17 protein-coding genes are annotated in these 20,244 nt (G+C 58.4%); 4 read left to right on the top strand and 13 right to left on the bottom strand.

What is annotated here, in order from left to right; genetic code table 11:
• Positions 1-12: 12 nt before the first annotated feature.
• Positions 13-1,266 (top strand): DNA polymerase IV, encoded by a 1,254-nt coding sequence (locus tag MK208_RS08205; RefSeq protein ID WP_294115767.1) that lies wholly within the window; start codon positions 13-15, stop codon positions 1,264-1,266.
• Here the strand turns inward: MK208_RS08205 and MK208_RS08200 are convergent.
• Positions 1,263-2,207, bottom strand: coding sequence for a cation transporter (locus tag MK208_RS08200; RefSeq protein ID WP_294115766.1), 945 nt, complete (start codon positions 2,205-2,207; stop codon positions 1,263-1,265). The two genes, MK208_RS08205 and MK208_RS08200, sit on opposite strands and share 4 nt — an antisense overlap.
• A 63-nt stretch (positions 2,208-2,270) precedes the next feature.
• On the bottom strand, positions 2,271-2,954 hold the full coding sequence (locus MK208_RS08195; protein WP_294115764.1) for a DUF1295 domain-containing protein: 684 nt from the start codon (positions 2,952-2,954) through the stop codon (positions 2,271-2,273).
• Positions 2,955-3,176: 222 nt separating this feature from the next.
• Here MK208_RS08195 and MK208_RS08190 point away from each other — a divergent pair, with 222 nt between their 5' ends.
• Positions 3,177-3,662 carry a TetR/AcrR family transcriptional regulator gene (locus tag MK208_RS08190; RefSeq protein ID WP_294115762.1) on the top strand — a complete coding sequence of 162 codons (486 nt, stop codon included), beginning with the start codon at positions 3,177-3,179 and terminating at the stop codon, positions 3,660-3,662.
• On the opposite strand, the gene MK208_RS08185 is transcribed toward MK208_RS08190, so the two are convergent.
• The 9 genes from MK208_RS08185 to MK208_RS08145 form a co-directional block, all read right to left on the bottom strand.
• The gene (locus MK208_RS08185) at positions 3,659-4,246 is read right to left on the bottom strand and encodes a hypothetical protein (protein ID WP_294115761.1); all 588 of its coding nucleotides are present in this window, start codon (positions 4,244-4,246) and stop codon (positions 3,659-3,661) included. The genes MK208_RS08190 and MK208_RS08185 overlap by 4 nt on opposite strands.
• A gap of 179 nt (positions 4,247-4,425) precedes the next feature.
• Positions 4,426-5,646: an AMP-binding protein gene (locus MK208_RS08180; protein ID WP_294115760.1), complete on the bottom strand. Its 1,221-nt coding sequence runs from the start codon at positions 5,644-5,646 to the stop codon at positions 4,426-4,428.
• 149 nt (positions 5,647-5,795) lie between these two features.
• Positions 5,796-6,614 (bottom strand): ABC transporter ATP-binding protein, encoded by an 819-nt coding sequence (locus MK208_RS08175; protein ID WP_294115759.1) that lies wholly within the window; start codon positions 6,612-6,614, stop codon positions 5,796-5,798.
• Positions 6,615-6,690: 76 nt separating this feature from the next.
• Positions 6,691-7,974: an ABC transporter substrate-binding protein gene (locus MK208_RS08170; RefSeq protein WP_294115758.1), complete on the bottom strand. Its 1,284-nt coding sequence runs from the start codon at positions 7,972-7,974 to the stop codon at positions 6,691-6,693.
• Between the two features lie 80 nt (positions 7,975-8,054).
• On the bottom strand, positions 8,055-9,131 hold the full coding sequence (locus MK208_RS08165) for a branched-chain amino acid ABC transporter permease (protein ID WP_294115757.1): 1,077 nt from the start codon (positions 9,129-9,131) through the stop codon (positions 8,055-8,057).
• Positions 9,131-9,388, bottom strand: a complete 258-nt coding sequence (locus MK208_RS08160) for a hypothetical protein (protein WP_168591108.1) — start codon at positions 9,386-9,388, stop codon at positions 9,131-9,133. Before MK208_RS08160 ends, MK208_RS08165 begins: the two co-directional genes overlap by 1 nt.
• 3 nt (positions 9,389-9,391) lie before the next feature.
• The gene (locus MK208_RS08155) at positions 9,392-10,396 is read right to left on the bottom strand and encodes a branched-chain amino acid ABC transporter permease (RefSeq protein ID WP_294115754.1); all 1,005 of its coding nucleotides are present in this window, start codon (positions 10,394-10,396) and stop codon (positions 9,392-9,394) included.
• 41 nt (positions 10,397-10,437) lie between these two features.
• Complete coding sequence (locus tag MK208_RS08150) at positions 10,438-11,259, bottom strand: ABC transporter ATP-binding protein (protein WP_168591110.1); 822 nt, start codon at positions 11,257-11,259, stop codon at positions 10,438-10,440.
• Positions 11,256-13,412 (bottom strand): AMP-binding protein, encoded by a 2,157-nt coding sequence (locus MK208_RS08145; RefSeq protein WP_294115751.1) that lies wholly within the window; start codon positions 13,410-13,412, stop codon positions 11,256-11,258. Before MK208_RS08145 ends, MK208_RS08150 begins: the two co-directional genes overlap by 4 nt.
• A gap of 198 nt (positions 13,413-13,610) precedes the next feature.
• Here MK208_RS08145 and MK208_RS08140 point away from each other — a divergent pair, with 198 nt between their 5' ends.
• Together MK208_RS08140 and MK208_RS08135 are read left to right on the top strand one after the other, a co-directional pair.
• Positions 13,611-15,521, top strand: a complete 1,911-nt coding sequence (locus MK208_RS08140) for a PAS-domain containing protein (RefSeq protein WP_294115749.1) — start codon at positions 13,611-13,613, stop codon at positions 15,519-15,521.
• Between the two features lie 8 nt (positions 15,522-15,529).
• The gene (locus tag MK208_RS08135; protein WP_294115747.1) at positions 15,530-16,234 is read left to right on the top strand and encodes a response regulator transcription factor; all 705 of its coding nucleotides are present in this window, start codon (positions 15,530-15,532) and stop codon (positions 16,232-16,234) included.
• A 901-nt stretch (positions 16,235-17,135) separates the two neighbouring features.
• On the opposite strand, the gene MK208_RS08130 is transcribed toward MK208_RS08135, so the two are convergent.
• Together MK208_RS08130 and MK208_RS08125 are read right to left on the bottom strand one after the other, a co-directional pair.
• On the bottom strand, positions 17,136-18,290 hold the full coding sequence (locus tag MK208_RS08130; protein WP_294115745.1) for an ABC transporter substrate-binding protein: 1,155 nt from the start codon (positions 18,288-18,290) through the stop codon (positions 17,136-17,138).
• 47 nt (positions 18,291-18,337) lie between these two features.
• Entirely contained in the window at positions 18,338-20,230 is a 1,893-nt protein-coding gene (locus MK208_RS08125) for a long-chain fatty acid--CoA ligase (protein WP_294115743.1), read from the bottom strand.
• Between the last annotated feature and the right edge of the window lie 14 nt (positions 20,231-20,244).

Genomic DNA, 20,244 nt, shown 5'->3' with positions numbered 1-20,244 from the left:
CAAAGTAAACCAATGCCAGCAGTATGCCGCGATTGTCTTAACGAATTGGAAACCACAAAAAGATGTCCAGAGTGTGGCAGCTTGCGTGTGACCGCTCATCCGGAGCTGTTTGAGCTGTCTATCGCGCATATGGATTGCGATGCGTTTTATGCAAGTGTTGAGAAGCGCGATAACCCGGAATTGATCGACAAGCCGGTGATCATTGGCGGCGGTAAACGAGGGGTCGTTTCGACGGCCTGTTATGTGGCGCGTATTCGCGGGGTTCGCTCGGCCATGCCGATGTTTCAGGCACTGAAACTCTGCCCGGATGCGGTGGTGATCAAGCCGCGCATGGACGTCTATGTCGAGGTCAGCCGCGCGATCCGCAAGATGATGGATGAGTTGACCCCCGTGATTGAGCCTTTGTCGCTGGATGAGGCGTTTTTGGACATGACCGGCACCACCAAGCTGCATGGCGCGCCGCCTGCGGTGATGTTGGCGCGGCTGACCAAACGCATGAAGGATGAGTTGGGCGTGACTGGTTCGATTGGTCTGTCGCATAACAAGTTTCTGGCAAAGGTGGCCAGTGATCTGGACAAACCGCGCGGTTTTTCAGTGATTGGCAAGGCGGAAACGGATACGTTTTTGGCCGACAAACCGGTGCGGATGATCTGGGGCATTGGACCGGTGGCGCAGGAAAGTCTGGATCGGGCGGGCATTCGCACGTTTACGGACCTGTTGCGCTGGGATCAGGAAGACCTGATCGCGCGGTTTGGCAACACGGGCTATCGGCTTTGGCATCTGGCGCGCGGACAAGACCGGCGCAAAGTGTCCAACAATGCACCGATGAAAAGCATCAGCAACGAGACCACATTTTTTGAGGACACCGCCAGCACGGATATTTTGGACGGGCATTTGTGGCGCCTGGCAGAGAAGGTCAGCGACCGCGCCAAGGCCAAGGATCTGGCGGGGCGTGTGGTGACGCTGAAACTCAAACGCGCGAATTTTTCGACGATCAGCCGGCGGGTGAGCCTGCGCGATGCAACACAGATGGCGGATACGCTGTATCGCACCGCCCGAGGTCTGTTTGATCAGGTAGGGGACGAAGGGCCCTATCGGTTGATTGGCGTTGGTCTGGCGGATCTGGTGCCAGCGACACAGGCAGACCTGTCCGGCGATTTGTTGGACCCACAAGCGGTGCAACGCGCCAAAGCGGAGCGCGCCACCGATGCCATTCGCGAGCGCTTTGGCTCTGACGCGATCCTCAAAGGGCGCGCGATGCGTTAACCCATGCCCTCCGGCCAGCGGCGGGGGTATTGCGAAATACAGAGCAGCACATCGGCACCGGGCAGCACTTTGCGTACGTCGTCAATCATGGTGAGGTTGAGGTTATCGACCTGCTCCGGCGTGACCGCCTGCTTTGGGTTGTAGTAGACGCTGACGGTGTAAGTGCGGCCAAGTTTGACCACGGACATATCGGTGAACTCTCCCGGCAGATCGGCGACGGAGGCGCGCAGAGCGCGGCGGGCTTTGGCAATAATCTCTGGCTGGGCAGTCACGCCAAGCAGCTCGCCCATGCCGCCGCCGAGATCGCGAAGCACCTGACGCACGGCGACCAGACAGAGAAAGAACACCACAATGCTGTCACCTATGGGGGCAATCGGCGCAAGGAAACTATCACCAAAGGCGTAGATCATGCCGAGACCCAGCGCGGTGGCGACCGTCATGAAACCGTCAATGGCGGCGGCCTTGCTTTCCAGTTTGAGGATTTCGCTAACCTCGCCGGTTTTCTTCCAGGTGTGGCGGTGAAGGGCCCAGAGGCCGAAACAGGTGGCGCTGATCACCACGAAGTAGATCAGCATGGGTTCATAGTTGAGCGTCGGAATCGCCTCGCCTTGGATATAGTTCAGGATGTTCATCACCGCAGAGCCACAGGCAAAGAGGATCAGGCCAATCAGCGACAGTGAGCGGAAGGTGACAAACACCGCTTCATCCGCCGCATAGCCCAGCGGACGGAATCGATCCGGGGCGGCATCCACATTCTGGCTAATCTTGCGGCCAATGAAGGCCGAGGTGAAAGCGATCAGGGAAAACAGCCCGTCCATCATGATGGCGGTGGAGTTGGACAGGATCGCGGCCAGCACCCCTGCCCCGCCCATAAACAGGCTGCCAGCCATGGCGATTGAAAGCGCGCGCATCTCGCGGGTTTTGATGGTTTGTGCGTCCATGGCGGGTCCTAACCTATCGTGTTCCCGCCAAGATAGTGCATGGCCTGCGGTTTGCGAGGGGGATTAGTAGACGAAGGGGATCAGTTTTGCGGTTTTGGCGGCGTAGGCGTCAAACTCGGCATTGTAGCGTTGGGACAGATAGGCGTCCAAACCGGGGATGTGGAAGAAGACAAAACCAACGGTCATGAACAGCGGGATCACAAAGGCTAGCCAGGAGGTTGTGAGCAAAGCCCAACCGGTGAACAACACCATGTCGCCAAAGTAGTTGATGTGCATGGAATGTTTGAACAACCCGCCGGTGTAGCAGCGGCCTTTGCTCTCTGGGCGCCTCTTCCAGATCATGCGTTGCAGCTCTGAGCCGGTGTTGAGATAGGAGCCAAAGGCAATCAGCCCAAGTGCCAACATGTCCATGCCGCCAAATGGTACGGCTGTGTCTCGCAATATACCGGCCCCCAGCAGTAGGAAGCCGATTTCGAACACAGCCACAAAGGCCGACAGTCCCAAGGCTTCTGAGAGCTCCACCTTGCGTTTGAGCAGGACAAACAGCGTGATCAGGTGCCGCAGGAAATAGAGCACCGCGCAGCCCGCCAATAGTTTGGCGCGGGCGGGGTCGGCCCACTCCAGCGCAAAAGCGAGCCAAAGGCAGAGGCCGACGATGCCGCCGTGTAAGGCGGCAAAGGTTAGCTTGGGGGCAAAGGAGCGATCATGGGCGCGGTCTACCCCGCCAGTGGTTGCAGAAGACGACATGGTGAGACCTTTCAAAACAGACAGGCAAAAGCGCGACACCCGTCCGCGATCTTGCAGAGGATTCCCGCCGACACGGCACAGGTCAGCATGACTTCGAGGCGGAAGAGAGGTGGGGTGCGCGTTGGAAGCATCTTTTTGGACCAATTGGACGAAAACAATTTCCTCCTAGACCTCTGGGGTGAGTCGTGTCAAATAGTTTTTAGACCAAGTGGACGAAAATAGATGCCGAAGATTGTTGACCATGATGCCCACCGCGCCGATTTGGCGCTGCGCGCGGCGTCTTATTTTTCCGAGCGCGGCTATGGTGGTGTGAGCATGCGCAAGGTGGCCACGCATCTGGGCGTGTCCAAATCGGCGCTGTATCACTACTTCCCCACCAAAGAGGCGCTGTTTCTGGCCTGCACCAAAGAGGTGATGAAATCCGTCGCTGTGCCGCAGGCAAGCGGGGCGACTCAAGAAGCGCAGATACAGGCTCTCACCAAGGCGATGGCACCCGATTTTGGCAGTGAAATGGCGCTGTTGTTTGACTACCTGCGCGGCAAATCCGCAGCAGAAATCGCCCAAGATGAGGCGATGCAACTGTCAATCACAACCCACCATGCTGTCGTAGCAGAGATTGTCGGCGAGGACGCCGCGCAGGAGACGATGGAGCGCATGATGGGGCGGCTGTTGATTGGGTTTTTCCGGGGCGAGCTCGGCAACACTTAGTCTGGTTGATAAGGCTCTTCTCGCAAGATGTGGCTGATCAGAATTTTGTAGTAGAGCATCGGCAGGAACCACTGCACGTCCAACGGTGTCGTAAACACGTAGAGCGATAGGAACATCGCAACCACAAACAGGAAGCTCGCCACGGGCCGCTGAAGATACAGCGGCAGTGTTAGGATCGCGGCGCTGAACCCTAACAGCACACCAAACACGCCACCAATCCAAAACAGATCAAGGTCCATAAACGCCCACCCAAACAGGGCAATTTGAGCGACGTGCATCGCCACAAAGCCTAAATGGTGTTTGGTTCCCTGGCCTTCGCGGAAAAACCATCTCTTTGCTGTGGAGGTGGCGTTGGTGATCACCCCTCCCATCATGTCAACCGCCAGCGCTGCGATCACCACGAATTGGGCCACAGACCATCCGAAATCCAACACCATACCTGCAAGCACCACGGCGGCGCCAAAACCAAAAGGCACATACAACTGGAGCGCCTTTTCTGCAGAAGTGGCACCCGGACCGATCAGCCCATCGATCACGCCGCCAAACCCAGTGCGCTTTTGCGGTAAATCCCAACTGATTTTCATGATTTTGGCTCCATTCCAAAGGATGACGCGTAACACTTAGGAAGGTCTTGGAGCTGCATCAATCTTTTTCGTCCACTTGGACTAAAAATAATTTACACACCCCAAAAAGAAAAGCCCGCCGCAAGCGACGGGCGTAGCCGAAGCGCCAAATCCAGCGCCGGGCTCAGGGGAAGAGGGGGTTAATCGTACTTACGCTGATCTTCGATCACGATGCCGTCTTTAGGCAGGCTGCCCGGTGCAACAATCTCGATCTTGCCTTTGAGCTTCAACGCGTCTGCTACGGAGGCGCCGTAAGCGGCCTCATCGCCACCGGCGCTTTCGATTTGTACGGTCATCACGTCCATCTCGCCTGCGCGCGTGGCAATCACGCGGGCCTTGGTGACCTCATCGTGTTTCGCCACAAGAGCTGCCACCTGCTCGGGGCGGACAAACATGCCTTTGATCTTGGCGGTTTGATCGGCACGGCCCATCCAACCTTTGATGCGCATGTTGGTCCGCCCGCACGGGCTTTGCCCAGGGAGGATGGCGGAGAGGTCGCCAGTGGCAAAACGAATAAGTGGGTAGTCAGGGTTGAGCGTGGTCACCACCACTTCACCCACCTCGCCCGGCGCCACAGGGGTGCCGGTGCCTGGGGTGACAATTTCCACAATCACACCTTCGTCGATGATCATGCCTTCCATCGATTCAGATTCGTAAGCGATGGAGCCGAGGTCCGCGGTGCCATAACCTTGCAGCACCGTGATGCCCCGGTCGGCATATTCTTGGCGCAGGCTTGGGAACAGCGCTCCACCGCCCACCGTGGCTTTGGTGATCTTGAGTTTCTCACCCATCTCCTCGGCCTTATCGAGGATGATCTTGAGGTAATCCGGTGTACCTGCATAGGCGGTGGTGCCAATGTCAGCCGCCGCACGAACCTGCATTTCAGTCTGACCCACACCCGCTGGCAGCACTTTGGCACCAACAGCGCGCGCGCCGCTTTCAAACATCATGCCAGCCGGGGTCAGATGGTAGCTGAAGCAGTTCTGCACGATATCGTCCGCGCCAATGCCCACCGCGTGCAGCACTCGGCCAAAGCGGAACCAGTCGGAAGTGTTGCCACCGGGTTCGTAGATCGGGCCTGGGGATTGGAACACATGCGCAATGTTGGGGTTGCTCAGGTCGGCAAAGCCGCCAAGCGGACCGCTGGCTTTCTGGGCCGCGCCAAGTTCGGATTTGCGCAGGACCGGCAGACTGGCGAGGTCTTCCACCGAGGTCACTTTGGCTGGGGCCGTGTCTGCCAGAGAGGCCGCAAAACCCGGTAATTGTTTGGCCCGTGCGATCTGTGCCGGCAAAGCGGCGGCCAGATCAGCGGCGCGCTGATCGGCGCTGCGGGTTTCCAAATCGTCAAAAAAGCGGCTCATGTGATGCCATCCTTTGTGGTCCAAAGCCGCGTCTGGCGGCCAAAGTCTTCCTGTGCGCCCGCCAGTTGCGGGGGCGCGGTGGGGTATGTCTGCCCGTCTTCGTTGGGCGGGGTGGCGCGCAGGTCCGCGCTCCGGTGCTCAATGGCGTTTTAGCTCAGCCAACGCTTACGACGGCGATAGGAGCGCACATCACGGAAGGATTTCCGGCCTTCGTCGCTCATGCCGAGGTAGAATTCTTTCACGTCCGGGTTTTCGCGCAGCTCGTCTGCCGGGCCGTCCATCACAACGCGACCCGATTCCAGAATGTAGCCATAGTGCGCAAAGCGCAGGGCGACGTTGGTGTTCTGTTCGGCGAGCAGGAAGGTGTTGCCTTCTTTCTCGTTCAGATCTTTCACGATGTTGAAGATCTCTTCCACCAGCTGAGGCGCGAGACCCATGGAGGGTTCGTCCAGCAGAATGCATTCCGGCTTACTCATCAGCGCGCGGCCAATGGCAACCATCTGCTGTTCCCCGCCGGAGGTGTAGCCCGCCTGCGATTTACGGCGTTCTTTCAAACGCGGGAAGTAGTTGTATACCATTTCGAGGTCTGCGGCGACATCGCCACCGCTGCGGGTGTAGGCCCCGGTCAGCAGGTTTTCCTCAACCGTCAGGTGTTCAAAACAGTGGCGGCCTTCCATCACCTGGATGACGCCCTTTTTCACCAAAGCAGCCGGATCAAGATCGGCGACCGCTTCGCCGCGGTAGTTGATCGAGCCTTTGGTGACCTCGCCGCGCTCGGAGTGCAGCAGGTTGGAGATGGCTTTCAGGGTGGTGGTTTTGCCTGCGCCGTTGCCACCCAGAAGCGCGGTGATGCCGCCTTTGGGGACCGAGAGGCTCACGCCTTTGAGCACGAGGATCACGTGGTTGTAGATCACCTCGATGTTGTTGACCTCCAGAAGGGTCTCTTGGGTGCGACCAGCGTCAAGCATGTGCGTTGTCTTTCATCTCGCGTTCTTGGGTGTCTCGGCCGGTGCGCCCGGCCGAGACCTGTTGCTTCAAGCGAACTTATTTACAGTTCATCTCGATGTTGTTTTCAGAGGCGTATGCGTTGGAGTCCTCTGCGATCAGCGCGCCGATCACTTCCATGTCGGTTTCTGCAAAGTCGGAGATCAGAGACCAAGTCTGGCTGTCTGCGTCCCACTGGGTCACGCCAACGAGGCCAGGACCACCGTGGTTTTCGCAAGAAACGTCGAAGGATGGACCGAAGTTTGGCATGCCGAGGCCGGCCATCTTGTCTTCGGTGATCGACAAGGCTTCCATACCATCACGCATCATCGCTGGGGTGATCTCTGCGGTGCCGTGGATTTCCTGTGCGGTTTTGGCCGCTTCGGCTGCGAGCATCGCTGCGTACATACCGCGGTTGTAGAGCACGTTGCCGATCTGGTCGCCTGCGCCCGCAGCTTTGCCGGTATCCACAACGTGTTTCTGGATGTCCTCAAAGATTGGGAAGTCACGGCCCACATTGTGGAAGGTCAGAGCCTTATAGCCGTTGGCTTTCGCGCCTGCGGACAGAACGTCATGCTCTGCACCGGACCACCAGATACCGATGAAGTTTTCCATTGGGAAACGGATGTTGGCCGCTTCCTGAATGGCCACCTGGTTCATCACACCCCAGCCCCACATCAGAACGGTGTCCGGCTTTTCGCGGCGGATCTGCAGCCACTGGGACTTCTGTTCCTGACCTGGGTGATCCACTGGCAGCAGGCTCAGCTCAAAGCCGTGCTTCTTCTGCAGCTCTTCCAGGGTGCGGATCGGCTCTTTGCCGTAGGCGGAGTTGTGATAGACCAGCGCAATTTTGTGGCCTTTCAGGTCACCGCCGTTTTCGTCCAGCAGGTAGTTCACCGCACCGGAGGCCCCGTTCCAGTATGTGCCTGGGTAGTTGAAGGTGTGGCTGAACACTTTGCCGTTTGCGGCAGAGGTACGGCCGTAACCCATGGTGTGCATCGGGATGCCATCAGCCGTGGTTTTCGGGATCAGCTGGTAGGTGATGCCGGTGGACAGCGGTTGATAGACCAGAGCGCCTTCGCCTTTGGTGGATTCGTAGCATTCCACACCTTTTTCGGTGTTGTAGCCGGTTTCACATTCCAGCAGGCGGGTTGGCACGCCACCGATACCACCGTCACGCTCGTTGAGCAGGGTGAAATAGTCGGCGTAACCGTCCGCGAACGGGATACCACCCGCAGCGTATGGGCCGGTGCGGTAGCTCAGCGACGGGAACACGAGGTCTGCCATTGCTGGAGCTGCTGCCATCATGGCTGTCACGGCCATAGTTGCAAACTTCATTTTCATCGGGGTTCTCCTCCCTTGGTTTTGTCCGATGTTGATTGCCGGGGCCTCCCCGCCCCGGAATGGTTGGTTCTGGCCCCGCCTTAGTGCGGGAAGGGCCACAACCGCAGTTTCTGTTTCGCCACGCGCCAGAGCTGGGCAAGGCCATGCGGTTCCAGGATCAGGAACATCACAATCAGGCCGCCCACGATCACCAGCTGCAAGTGCGCCACGATGTCTGTGGGCCAGCCGAACATGTCTACGCCGACCACTTTCAGCACCACCGGCAGCAGCACCAGGAAGGCTGCGCCCGCAAAGGAGCCGAAGATCGAGCCGAGACCACCGATGATGATCATGAAGAGCACGAGGAACGATTTGTTGATGCCAAAGGCTTCGCCCACTTCCACCGCCCCGAGGTACAGAGCAAAGAACAGCGCGCCGGAGATGCCGATGAAGAAGCCGGAGACTCCGAACGCGGTCAGTTTGGCTTTCAGCGGGTTCACCCCGATGATTTCGGCGGCGATATCCATGTCGCGGATCGCCATCCACTTACGGCCGGCCATGCCGCGGGTCAGGTTGCGGGCAACCAGCGCGCAGATCACCAGGAACACCAGGCAGAAGAGGTAAGTCGCCCAGGCTTCGGTGTTGGGGCCGGTCACAGGCACACCAAATACGGTGCGCTCAGGCGCGTTGATCTGGCCGGAGGCGGAGTAGTTGTAGAACCACGGCACCCGGTTGAAGAGCCACACCAGGAAGAACTGCGCCGCCAGTGTCGCCACCGCGAGGTAGAAGCCTTTGATGCGCAGGGATGGCAGGCCAAACAGGATGCAGACCAGCGCGGTTACACCGCCGGACAGGATTACGTGGAAGAAGATGTTCACTTCCGGGAAGGCGGTCATCAGCTTGTAGCAGGCATAAGCGCCCACCGCCATGAAGCCCCCGGTGCCCAGAGACACCTGCCCACAGTAGCCCACAAGAATGTTCAGGCCGATGGCTGCGATCGAGTAGATCAGGAAGGGCAACAGAATGGCGTTGGCCCAGTAGTCGTTGATCATGAACGGGATGATCAGGAAGGCCACAACCAGCGCCACATAGTAGCCCACGCGGTCAATTTTGATCGGGAACGTCTGGTTGTCCGCCGAGTAGGTCGTTTTGAAATCGCCAGCTTCACGATAGAACATCAGGCGGTCTCCTCGTTGTATTCTTTTTCAAGATGGGACCGGTCCGCCCGGTTCCGAGATTTTGCGTAGCCAGTGGATTCCGCGTGGCGGACCAACTGGAAGAATGTCCAAGTGCCGACCAAGCCGCCAATCGCCGCGACAAGGGCTGCTGTGGTCATTTGCTCGGGGCGGGTCACATCGCCGGTGAAGGCGAGATATCCAAAGACCCAGAACCCGGCCCATGCGATCACGTTGAGGATGGCAAGCAGCTTGGACATACGTCAGACCCTCTCGATGATCTTTTCGCCAAACAGACCTTGTGGCCGGAAGACGAGGAACACGAGGGCGAGCACATAGGCGAACCAGTTCTCGGTTGCGCCGCCCACCAGCGGGCCCACCCAGAATTCGAAGAGCTTTTCACCCACACCGATGATCAGACCGCCCACAATGGCGCCCGGGATCGAGGTGAAGCCACCGAGCATCAGAACCGGCAGTGCTTTCAGAGCGATCAGGGACAGCGAGAACTGCACCCCGGATTTGGCGCCCCACATGATGCCGGCAACCAGTGCCACAAAACCTGCAAGGGACCAGACCAGAACCCAGATGAAGTTCAGGGAGATACCCACGGACAGTGCGGCCTGGTGGTCGTCTGCCACGGCGCGCATGGCGCGGCCCTGTTTGGTGTACTGGCTGAAGGCCACCAGCGCGATCACCAGGATAATCGCCACGATGGTTGCAGTGATGTCGAGGTTGTCGATGAAGAAGCCATAGCCAAAGGCGTTGAATGTGAACTCGTCGATGGCGATGTTGATGCCCTGCGGCAGGCAAGTGTTGGCGGTCATGCAGAAATCAAGTTTCTTGATTTCCGAGTTCCACATCAGATCCGCAAAGCCTTCGAGGAAATACGCCAGACCAATGGTCGCCATGAAGAGGATGATCGGCTCCTGCCCCACCAGATGGCGGAACACAAAGCGTTGCACCGCCCAGGCCAGCAGGATCATCACCCCAACGGTGAAAATCAGCGCAAAGACAGAGGGCACGTTCCAGCCGAAGGTGTGCACATGGGTGCCAAAGATCGCGTTGATCAGGTGGGCAAAGGGCACTTGGCCGTTCTGGATACCCACCAGGGTCATCGCGGCAAACAGCGCCATCACACCCTGGGCAAAGTTGAAGATCCCGGAGGCCTTGTAGATCAAGACGAAGCCCAGCGCGACAAGCGCATAGAGCACGCCCGCCATGAGGCCGTTGAGGAAGACCTCCATTGCAAATGCGAGTTGTTCAGGCATCGCTCGCGCCTCCGGTTTTCAGTGTGATTTCAGAAAGTTGCTTAGTCATGTGCCACTCCCAGATAGGCGTCGATGACGTCTTGGTTGTTGCGCACTTCGTCCGGCGTGCCGTCGCCGATCTTTTTACCGTAGTCCATCACGACCACGCGGTCGGACAGGTCCATCACCACGCCCATGTCGTGCTCGATCAGTGCGATGGTGGTGCCAAATTCATCGTTCATGTCGAGGATAAAGCGGGACATGTCCTCTTTTTCCTCAACGTTCATGCCCGCCATTGGCTCGTCCAGCAGAAGGATCGAGGGTTCCGCCGCCAGCGCACGGGCGAGTTCCACACGTTTCTTCAGACCATATGGCAGACGCCCAACCGGGGTTTTGCGGATCGCCTGAATTTCGAGGAAGTCGATGATCTTCTCAACCACTTCGCGGTTTTCAACCTCTTCGCGCTCAGCTTTGCCTTTCCAGATGGCCTGTTCAAACATATTGGCTTTCATCTGACGAAGACGTCCAGTCATGACGTTGTCCAAAACAGTCATGCCTTCAAACAGCGCGATGTTCTGGAAGGTCCGGGCGATGCCCTGCTGCGCCACCTCATAAGGTTTCATCGGCGGGCGCTTTGCACCTTTGTACCAAACCTCACCTTCCTGCGGCACGTAGAAGCCGGAGATGACGTTCAGCATCGACGACTTGCCTGCACCGTTTGGACCAATGATCGCGCGGATCTCGCCTTCGCGGATGTCAAAGCTGATGTCGGTGATCGCTTTCACACCACCAAAGCGCAACGTGATGTTTTTCATTTCCATCACGGTTGGGCCGATGGTGCGGCCGTCGTCCGTGACGTAGCTATCGTTGCTCATGTCGTTCATTCCGCTGCCATCTTGCTTGCTACTGGCACAACTTGGGCGTCGCGCAGTTCGAGGGTCGCGCTGATGCTGCCTTTGCGGCCATCTTCATAGGTCACCTCGGTGGTGGTGGAGACACTGGTGGAACCGTCATAAAGCCCGTCCACGAGGTCTTTGAACTTATCGGCCACAATGACACGGCGCACCTTACGGGTCCGGGTCATTTCGCCGTCATCCGCATCCAGCTCTTTGTGCAGAACCAGGAAGCGGTGGATCTGACAGCCTGCCAGCATCGGGTCATCCGCCACAGAGCGGTTTACCGCCTCCACATGTTCCTGAATGCTGTCGAGCACCTTCGGGTGACCCGCCAGTTCTTGATAAGAGGCGTAGGCGATATTGTTGCGTTCCGCCCAGTTGCCCACCGCCGTCAGGTCAATGTTGATGAAGGCCACGCAGCGGTCCTTGCCATTGCCGAACAGCACGGCCTCAAGAATGTCAGGGTAGAACTTCAGTTTGTTCTCAACATACTTAGGCGCAAACATGGAGCCATCGGCCATTTTGCCAACGTCCTTGGCGCGGTCGATGATGCGCAGGTGGCCGCTTTTCTCTTCAAAGAAGCCCGCGTCGCCCGTTGCCACCCAGCCTTCCGCGTCCTTGGTGGAGGCGGTACTTTCCGGGTTGTTGTAGTACTCAACAAAAGTGCCCGGGCTGCGGTAGTGGATTTCTCCGTTGTCGTCGATTTTGATTTCCACGTCAGGGCTTGGCACGCCCACAGTGTCCGCGCGCACCTCACCATCCGGCTGTGCCGTGATGAAGACGGTGGCTTCGGTCTGTCCGTAGAGCTGCTTCAGGTTGATGCCGAGCGAGCGGTAGAATTCAAAGATTTCTGGACCAATCGCTTCACCAGCGGTGTAGCCCACACGCACGCGGCCAAAGCCCAGCGTGTCTTTCAGCGGGCCATACACCAGCACGTTGCCCATGCGATACTTGAAGTAGTCGCGCAGGTTGCCGCGATAGAGGTTCAGCAGGATTGGATCTTTGGCTTTGAAATGCTCGCGCGCCTTGCTGCCGTGACGCAGTTTGGTGAAGGCCATGCGGATGCCGTTTTCCACGATGGTTTCCATCGCAAAACCCAGGCCCATCGCATAACGCCAGCCGTTTTTGATGCGGCGCTTCATGTCCGGCTTGGCCAGGCTGCGCTTGGGCATGCCGTATTTCTCGCCAGCGGTCTTCGCGAAGTCCATGAAGTGATGGAACAGCGCGTATTTCAGATCGCCGCTGTCTTCCATCCGGATCATCACATTGGTCAGCGAGGTCTCAAAAATCCGCGGCGGCGCGAAGTAGTAGGTTGGACCAATTTCGCGCAGGTCGGTCATCATGGTGTCTGCCGATTCCGGGCAGTTCACACAAAAGCCGCACCAATACGCCTGCCCCACGGAGAAGATGAAGTCCCCAACCCAGGCCATCGGCAGGTAAGACAGGATTTCTTCGTCACCGGTCAGCGCGTCAAACTCCGCAGAGTTTTTGGAGCTTTCGATCACGTTGCGGTTGGAGAGCACCACACCTTTGGGTTTGCCGGTGGTGCCGGAGGTGTAGAGCATCACGCAGGTGCTGTCGTAGTCGAGCTTTTCACGGCGGGATTTCAGCTCGCCGATCAGCTCGTCATGGGCGGCACGGCCCTGCGCCTGAATGTGGCTGAACTCATGCAGCTGGCGGTGGTCGTACTTCCGCAACCCACGCGGGTCGATGTAGACCATATGCTCAAAGGTGTGCAGCTTTTCCTGGATCTCGATGATCTTGTCGACCTGCTCCTGATCCTCAACGATGGCGTATTTCGCGCCACAGTGGCCCAGAATGTATTCCATCTCTTCAGCCGCGCTGTCCTGATAGACCGGCACAGGCACCGCGCCCACGGATTGGGCGGCAACCATCGACCAATAGAAATACGGGCGGTTGCGCCCGATGATGGCGACAAAGTCACCCTCTTTCACACCCAGATTGATCAGACCAAGCGCCAGCGCTTCGATCTCTTTCTCGGTCATTGCCCAAGTCCAGGTCTGCCAGATCCCGAACTCTTTCTCCCGGTATGCATCCTTGTCTGCAAACTGGGCGGCGTTCCGCTGCAACAGCGCCGGAATGGACGTCAGTCCGCCGGTCGCCTGTGACGACTGTGCCAAATTCTTTTCCTCCCTTAAGCCCGCCGAAACGGGCCAAAACCGCGTGAGCGATTCTCCACCTCTAGTGGTGCGTGTTTCACCCTGTTGGTCAACTTTTTCTTAAAGTTTTCCCAATCCTTACGAATTGTAACAAGCGCCATTTGCCCCTTTTCGCACCCCCAAATTGAGTGTTAGCGGTAGAGGAGAAGGAGAGCCGAAATGGAGCGAGCCGCAGCCACACAGGCCATGACTGTTGCCGGTCTGAACCTGATCAAACAGGCGATGTCGATCTATGACAGCGACCTGAAGCTGGTGGTCGCCAATGCGCGGTTTCGGGAGATGTTTTCCATTCCGCGCGTGTTATCCCAACCAGGGGCACCGTTTTCTGAGACCATCCGCTTTCTGATCGAAAATGGCGAGTACGGCGACATCCGGGATGAGGACAAAGAGGCCTTCATCAAAGAGCGCGTCGACCGCGCGCTAAATTTTGAGCCGCACTATTTTGAGCGCAAACGCGCAGACGGGCGTTGGGTTTCTGTCGAAGGGTCGCCCCTGCCAGAGGGCGGCTGGGTTGCGGTTTATACCGACATCACCTCGACCAAGCGGCAAGAGGCGCTTTTGCGGTCCCGTTCTGAGGAGCTGTCGGATCAGTTGCTGCAATACGCCGAGGAGCTGTCCGCCACAAACCGTGAGTTGGAAGCCACCGTGCAGGCGCTGGAAGAGGTGAAGCGGCAGCTGACGGATAGCGAGGCGCGGATGCGGCTGACGGCTGAGATGATGCCGGCGCATATCGCCCATGTCGGGCCGGACCGGCTTTATACCTACTCCAACCGCCGTCTGAGCGCGGTGATCCCGGGACGGCCTTCTGACATCGTCGGCATGCACGCCAGTGAGGCCTTGGGCGAAAACGCCTACAGCCATATCAAGCCGCATATGGACAAGGCCTTCAAAGGCGAGCCATCGGTGTTTGAATTCAACGAACACCCCAGCACGCGGCGCATTCGGGCGGCGTTTACGCCGGATGACAACGAAGGCGCGGCGCGCGGTGTCTACGTGCTGTCGATGGACGTGACCGAGGAAACCCAAGCACGGGTGGCCCTGCAACAAACCCGGCGGCGCGAGATTGCGGCGCAGATGACCAGCGGTCTGGCGCATGACTTCTCCAACCTGCTGACCATCATTCTGGGCACGCAGGCCAAGTTGCAGAAAATGGACCTGCCCGAAGACGCCAGTTCGCTGATCGAGGCCACCTTGGGGGCGGCGCGGCGCGGCGGCACGCTGCTGGACAACCTCGCCAATGTGACCGGGCCACGGGTGCCAAAACTGGCGCCCACCGACATGACGGGTTTTTTGTCTGAGCTGGAAACCTTGGCGCAGCCAACAGTAGGCGACGAGGTTGCGCTCATCATTGAGAACAGCATTCCAGAGGGCGCGGTATTGCTGGACCCAGCCATGCTGCACGATTCGCTGGTGAACCTCCTGCTGAACGCGGCTCATGCTTGTGGTCAGGGCGGGACAATCCTGTTGATTGCGGAGCTGGTGCAGAACACCTGGGTGCAATTCACTGTGCGCGACACCGGGCCGGGGTTCTCTGAAGAGGCTTTGGAACATGCGCTGGACCCGTTTTTTACTACCAAAGGCGCGGATGGCTCCGGCCTTGGGCTGGCGATGGTTTATGACATGACCAAGCTGGTGGGCGGCGACATCAAGATTGCCAACACCGAGACCGGCGGGCAGGTGGTGCTGCGTCTGCCGCTGCGCCGCGCGGTGCAGGATTCCACCCCGGGTCTGGCGCTGTTGGTGGAGGACAACCCGGACCTGCGCGGGCTGATCCGCGATATGCTGACCGATATGAAGCACACGGTGATCGAAGCCGCCAGCGTGGACGAAGCCCGCGTGTTGCTGGACCAGCTGCCAGATATCACGCTGGTGTTGTCAGATATTTCGCTGGAAGGCGATGCGACTGGTGTGGACCTGATCCGTGAGTTGGGCCGTGACCGAGTACCCACCTACCTGATGACCAGCTTGCCCCAGAGCCATGATCTCTATATCGAAGGCGCCGCACGCGCGCCGGTGCTGCCCAAGCCCTTCACGGCGGCGCAGCTTGACCAATTTCTGCATCCGAAGTGAGCCCCGCCATGACCGCCCCGCTTGTCACCATCCTGGACGATGAACCGGAAATCCGCATGATTTTGGCGGACGCTTTGGAGGACGCTGGTTTTCGCACCATGGCGTTTTCCCGCGCCACCGAGTTTGAGGCCGCGCTCAAGTCCACCACGCCGGATGTCTGCCTCGTGGACCTTGGCCTGCCAGACAAAGACGGGCTGTCGCTGGTGCATCGGCTGGCGCTGGAACTGGGCGCAGCGGTGATCATCATCTCCGGTCGCGCGCAAGTGCAGGACCGGATCACCGGGCTGGAGTTGGGTGCGGACGACTACATCATCAAGCCGTTTGACCCCACCGAAGTGGTGGCACGTGTGCGCGCCCGACTTCGCAAAGAGAAACCCGCCGCGCCGGTGGCGGCCAACACCGCCGTGTTTAACGGCTGGACCGCCTATTTTGATCGCTACGTTTTGGTCGATGAAACCGGCGCGGAAACCACCTTCAGCCATGCGGAAGGCGAGGTGCTGCGGCTGTTTCTCGACAGCCCCAAGCGGCTGATCAGCCGGGCGCAGATGCAAGAGACCTTGGGCGGCGCGGCGGGCGAAAGCTTTGATCGTGCCATGGATGTGCGGATTTCCCGCCTGCGTACCAAGCTCAAGGAAGACCCGAAAAACCCGCGTCTTATCAAAACCATCTACGGCGCAGGCTATATCTTTTTGGGCGATGTGACCTGGCAGTAACCCGCTGCATCTACACAGCGGTTACAAAATCGACACAATATGTAGCCAAACGTCGCAAAATAAGGTATGTCTGGGAGCAGGTGGTCGCCAGAGCGCCCGGGTTGAATCCTCCTTCCAACCTGTGCGGCGTGGGCACATCCACTCACGGAAGGGCCGCGGACAATTTAGGGACAGGCGCGCGGTCTTTATGGGGACTGTGCAAGAACAAGTTCACTCCCGCCTTCCCCGCAGACCAGACCATCGGCTGCGGGGAATTTTTCTGTGCAACAGTGGGACAGCGCTCGACCGCGGGTGGGCGCCGCTGACCGAACCGATTGGCACTTTATGTCCGCCACACGTCTCCCGACTTCGCAAGCTCTCGAAACCGCTGCAAGAGCGCACGCCCATGGGGGCGGTCATGCGCTGGCCCGGGCATCTACGGTGCTGATCCGGACCGCACTTTGGCTGGCTGAATACACCTGGATTGAAAATGAGCGCGTTGCTCTGATAGCCAGCTTTGAGCCCATGGTGACAATCTGAAAAGAATTCTTATGGCTTTCGGTTTAAGGGAGGTAAGCTTTGTTCATGAAGAAACTTTGGCCTAAAATCGCTATAACTCTCCTTGGCCCGATCGTTGGTGGAATAACTTTTCAACTTTCCGGGCCTTGGTGGATCTACTTTGTTGCCTTAACTCTGTTTTTGTTTGGTCTTGTGTCATTCTCTTACAATTCAGAAGTTGAAAAATCCGGCTACGATAACAGGGTTGACGATGGACGAGCGCACAGTCCGGGATACGAGACCTTCGACGGAGGAGAATTTTGAAAATCGCCGCGCCCACTTAGTCCGCCCCACCGATCTTCGCTTTCCACAAAAAAGGCTCCCGAATACCTCCGGGAGCCTTTGTCTCATCCAAACAACCTGCTTACTTCACAGCAACCGTCTTCCAGCCGCCATTTTCCACCACGGAAATCACAACCTCATCCGCGCCGCGGTGGTCGTCCGGACCGTAGGTGGTCTGCGACCCAGTGAGCTCGTCCGTATAGTCAAGCGTCTCCATGGCGGCGATAAAGCTTTCGTGGGTCAGGTCAGGCCCGGCCGCTTCCAGCGCGCGCACGACGGTGTCGGCTGCGGAATAGCCGAGCATCGCAAAGCCAGATGCAGGCTGATCAAACTTGGCTTTGTAGTCTGCGATGAATTTGCCCGGCACAGGATCGGCCGCACGCTCATAGAGATCGCGCCAACCGGCCGCTGCATAGAGCCCATCGGTCACGCCGCTCGGCACCATCGCCACCGGCTCCAGGAAGCCTGCGGAGGTGTTGAGGAATTTCACATCGGTCCAGCCTAGCTTCTTGGCGGTGCCCACAACCGTGATGCCCTGACGCACGCCCAGCGCCATGGTGATCACGTCACATTCCGCCGCCTTAAGCTTGGTCAGAGAGCCGACAAAATCCAGCTCATCCGGCTTGTGTGTGGTTTCCCCCGCCATGCTCAGCCCCATGCTCTCGGCAAGGTCTTTGGTGGACTCGGCAATCTCTTTGCCAAAGTCGGACGGGATGTACATGGTGCAGAGGTTTTTGGCCTCAAACTCTTCCGCAAGGTATTTCGCGCCAACCTGCACTTGGTCGTAATAGCTTGAGAAACCAATGAATTTGTTGTCCATCGGCTCCTGCAGCATCTGCCGCGCTGCCGACAGGGGGCCAACATTTGGAATGCCTTTGGGATCGAGCAGTTTGAAGCCGGCCACGTTCATCGGCGTGCCCAAAGACAGCAGCATGGCAAAGGCTTTGTCCCGGTTCAGAAGCTTGTTGTAGCCCTGCATCGCGCGCGGAATCTGGTAGCCGTTGTCCTCCACAACAAACCGGATCTGACGCCCGTGCACGCCACCGGCGGCGTTCACTTCGTCAAAGCGCATATTGGCGCCATTGACCGCCGGAACGCCCACCGCGGCAAAGATGCCGGACAGATCGTTTACGGACCCAATCACCACCTCGCGGTCGCTCACGCCTTGCGTGTCCGCAGCGACCTGGGAAGCCAGCGCCGCCGCGCCAACTGCCAGTACAGTCGTCAGTTTCTTCATAGTTTCCTCCCGTTTGAAGTGTGGTCTGGGGCCACATGAAATCGATGTTAATACATTTCCTCTATGAGTCCCGCGTGTTTCTTCTCCACAAAGCTGCGCTTGAGCTTCATAGTCGCGGTCAGTTCTTCATCCTCCGCCGTCAGCAAGACGTTGATCAGGCGGAACTCCTTGATCTGTTCCACCCGCGCGAACTCTTTGTTCACGTCGTCCACTTCGCCCTTGATGAGGTCGACCACATCTTGAGCGGCACAGAGCGAGGCAAAATCCGAGAACGGTACTTTGCGATCCTGGGCGTATTTCTCCACATTCTCCTGATCGATCATAATCAGGCACGTCAGGTATTTGCGCGCATCACCAATCACCACCGCATCCGAGATGTAGTGGCTGAACTTCAGACGGCTTTCGATCTCCGCCGGAGTGATGTTTTTGCCGCCAGCGGTGATGATGATGTCCTTGAGCCGCCCGGTGATGGTGACAAAGCCGTCCTCGTCCAGCTTGCCCACGTCCCCCGTGCGCAGCCAGCCATCCTCGGTGAAGGTCTCCGCTGTTTTCTCATTGTTGCGCCAGTAGCCCTGGAAGTTGTTCAGGCCAAAGGTCTGAATTTCGCCGTCCTCGGCAAGACGCACCTGAAACCCCGGCACGGCTTTGCCCACACTGCCCAGTTTGTTGTCGTCCGGCAGGTTGATGGAGGCCAGACCGGCGTTTTCGGTCATGCCGTAGCCTTCCAATAGCTGCACGCCAATCGCCCAATACCAGCGGATCAGTTCCGGGCTGATCGGGGCCGCGCCGGTGCCACCGCGGCGCATTTTGTCCATGCCAAGCATCCGGCGCAGATTGCGCAGCACCAGGAAATCCCAGATCGCGTAATTGAGCTGCACCCCGCTTGGGACCGGCTTGCGCGCGAGCAGGTAATCCGCGCGTTTTAGTCCGGCTTTGACGGCCAGATTGAAACACAACCGTCCAATGGTCGTGGCCTCTTGCGCGAGCACCAGCACGCGAGAATAGATCTTCTCCCAAACGCGCGGCACAGCGGTGAAATGGGCGGGGGAGACTTCTTGCAGGTTGTCAAAAACCGTCTCCGGGCTTTCGGCAAAGTTCACGGTGGATTTGCCTGCAATCGGGAAATAGGCGCTGACGTTGCGCTCCAGGATGTGGCACAGCGGCAGGAAGCAGAGCTGTTCATCCTTGTCCATCGTCGGCAGCGCATGGGCGCCGGACACACAGGCGGCGATCACGTTTTCCTGCGACAGCATCGCGCCTTTGGGCATGCCGGTAGTGCCAGAGGTGTAGATCAGCAGACCCGTGTCTTCTGGTTTTGCCTTTTTGATTTCTTCTTCAAAGACCCCGTGGTTTTCCGCCTCATAGGCACGCCCGGTTTCATAGAGGTCGTCCAGAAACACACATTTGTCGTGGCGCAGGTCATGCAGCCCGTCTTGGTCCAAGATGATGACCTTCACCACATGGCTGGCTTGGTCTTCGATCTCCAGAAATTTGTCGAGCTGCTCGTCATTTTCCACAAACAGGAAGCGGCTGCCGCTGTCGCGCAGAAGGTATTCCAACTGGCTGGCGCTGTCGGTGGTGTAAACGCCCGACGCAATGCCGCCGACACATTGGATGCCCATGTCGGCATAAAGCCATTCCTTGCGGTCTTCGGAAAGGATCGAAACCACCTCGCCGCGCTCCAACCCCAAGGCCCGGAGGCCAAGGCCGATCCATTTGGCATGGGTCCAGTAGTCGGCCCAGGAATAGCTCTGCCAGATACCGAGGTCTTTTTCGCGGTGCGCGGTGCGGTCGCGCAGCTGTTCACAGCGTTTCTGGAACAGGCCAACAACCGTGTCGCATCCGTCCACAAGCGCAGGTTTCTGCCCCGGTGTGGCAGAGACAATCACGCCGTTGATTTCGACCTGCTCCGGCGGCTGGGATGTGGTGTGAATGTTCATGATCCTGCCTCCCC

Origin of the sequence: Shimia sp. (assembly GCF_022448905.1) — a bacterium.
Taxonomy (GTDB): domain Bacteria; phylum Pseudomonadota; class Alphaproteobacteria; order Rhodobacterales; family Rhodobacteraceae; genus Shimia.
The sequence above is the reverse complement of the archived record's forward strand: the minus strand, read 5'-3'. Positions and strand labels throughout refer to the sequence as shown.

Bases quoted from the DNA above. Each gene is read 5' to 3' on its own strand.
- MK208_RS08205 (WP_294115767.1), top strand. From the start codon at position 13: ATGCCAGCAGTATGCCGCGATTGTCTTAACGAATTGGAAACCACAAAA.
- MK208_RS08200 (WP_294115766.1), bottom strand. From the start codon at position 2,207: ATGGACGCACAAACCATCAAAACCCGCGAGATGCGCGCGCTTTCAATC.
- MK208_RS08195 (WP_294115764.1), bottom strand. From the start codon at position 2,954: ATGTCGTCTTCTGCAACCACTGGCGGGGTAGACCGCGCCCATGATCGC.
- MK208_RS08190 (WP_294115762.1), top strand. From the start codon at position 3,177: ATGCCGAAGATTGTTGACCATGATGCCCACCGCGCCGATTTGGCGCTG.
- MK208_RS08185 (WP_294115761.1), bottom strand. From the start codon at position 4,246: ATGAAAATCAGTTGGGATTTACCGCAAAAGCGCACTGGGTTTGGCGGC.
- MK208_RS08180 (WP_294115760.1), bottom strand. From the start codon at position 5,646: ATGAGCCGCTTTTTTGACGATTTGGAAACCCGCAGCGCCGATCAGCGC.
- MK208_RS08175 (WP_294115759.1), bottom strand. From the start codon at position 6,614: ATGCTTGACGCTGGTCGCACCCAAGAGACCCTTCTGGAGGTCAACAAC.
- MK208_RS08170 (WP_294115758.1), bottom strand. From the start codon at position 7,974: ATGAAAATGAAGTTTGCAACTATGGCCGTGACAGCCATGATGGCAGCA.
- MK208_RS08165 (WP_294115757.1), bottom strand. From the start codon at position 9,131: ATGTTCTATCGTGAAGCTGGCGATTTCAAAACGACCTACTCGGCGGAC.
- MK208_RS08160 (WP_168591108.1), bottom strand. From the start codon at position 9,388: ATGTCCAAGCTGCTTGCCATCCTCAACGTGATCGCATGGGCCGGGTTC.
- MK208_RS08155 (WP_294115754.1), bottom strand. From the start codon at position 10,396: ATGCCTGAACAACTCGCATTTGCAATGGAGGTCTTCCTCAACGGCCTC.
- MK208_RS08150 (WP_168591110.1), bottom strand. From the start codon at position 11,259: ATGAACGACATGAGCAACGATAGCTACGTCACGGACGACGGCCGCACC.
- MK208_RS08140 (WP_294115749.1), top strand. From the start codon at position 13,611: ATGGAGCGAGCCGCAGCCACACAGGCCATGACTGTTGCCGGTCTGAAC.
- MK208_RS08135 (WP_294115747.1), top strand. From the start codon at position 15,530: ATGACCGCCCCGCTTGTCACCATCCTGGACGATGAACCGGAAATCCGC.
- MK208_RS08130 (WP_294115745.1), bottom strand. From the start codon at position 18,290: ATGAAGAAACTGACGACTGTACTGGCAGTTGGCGCGGCGGCGCTGGCT.
- MK208_RS08125 (WP_294115743.1), bottom strand. From the start codon at position 20,230: ATGAACATTCACACCACATCCCAGCCGCCGGAGCAGGTCGAAATCAAC.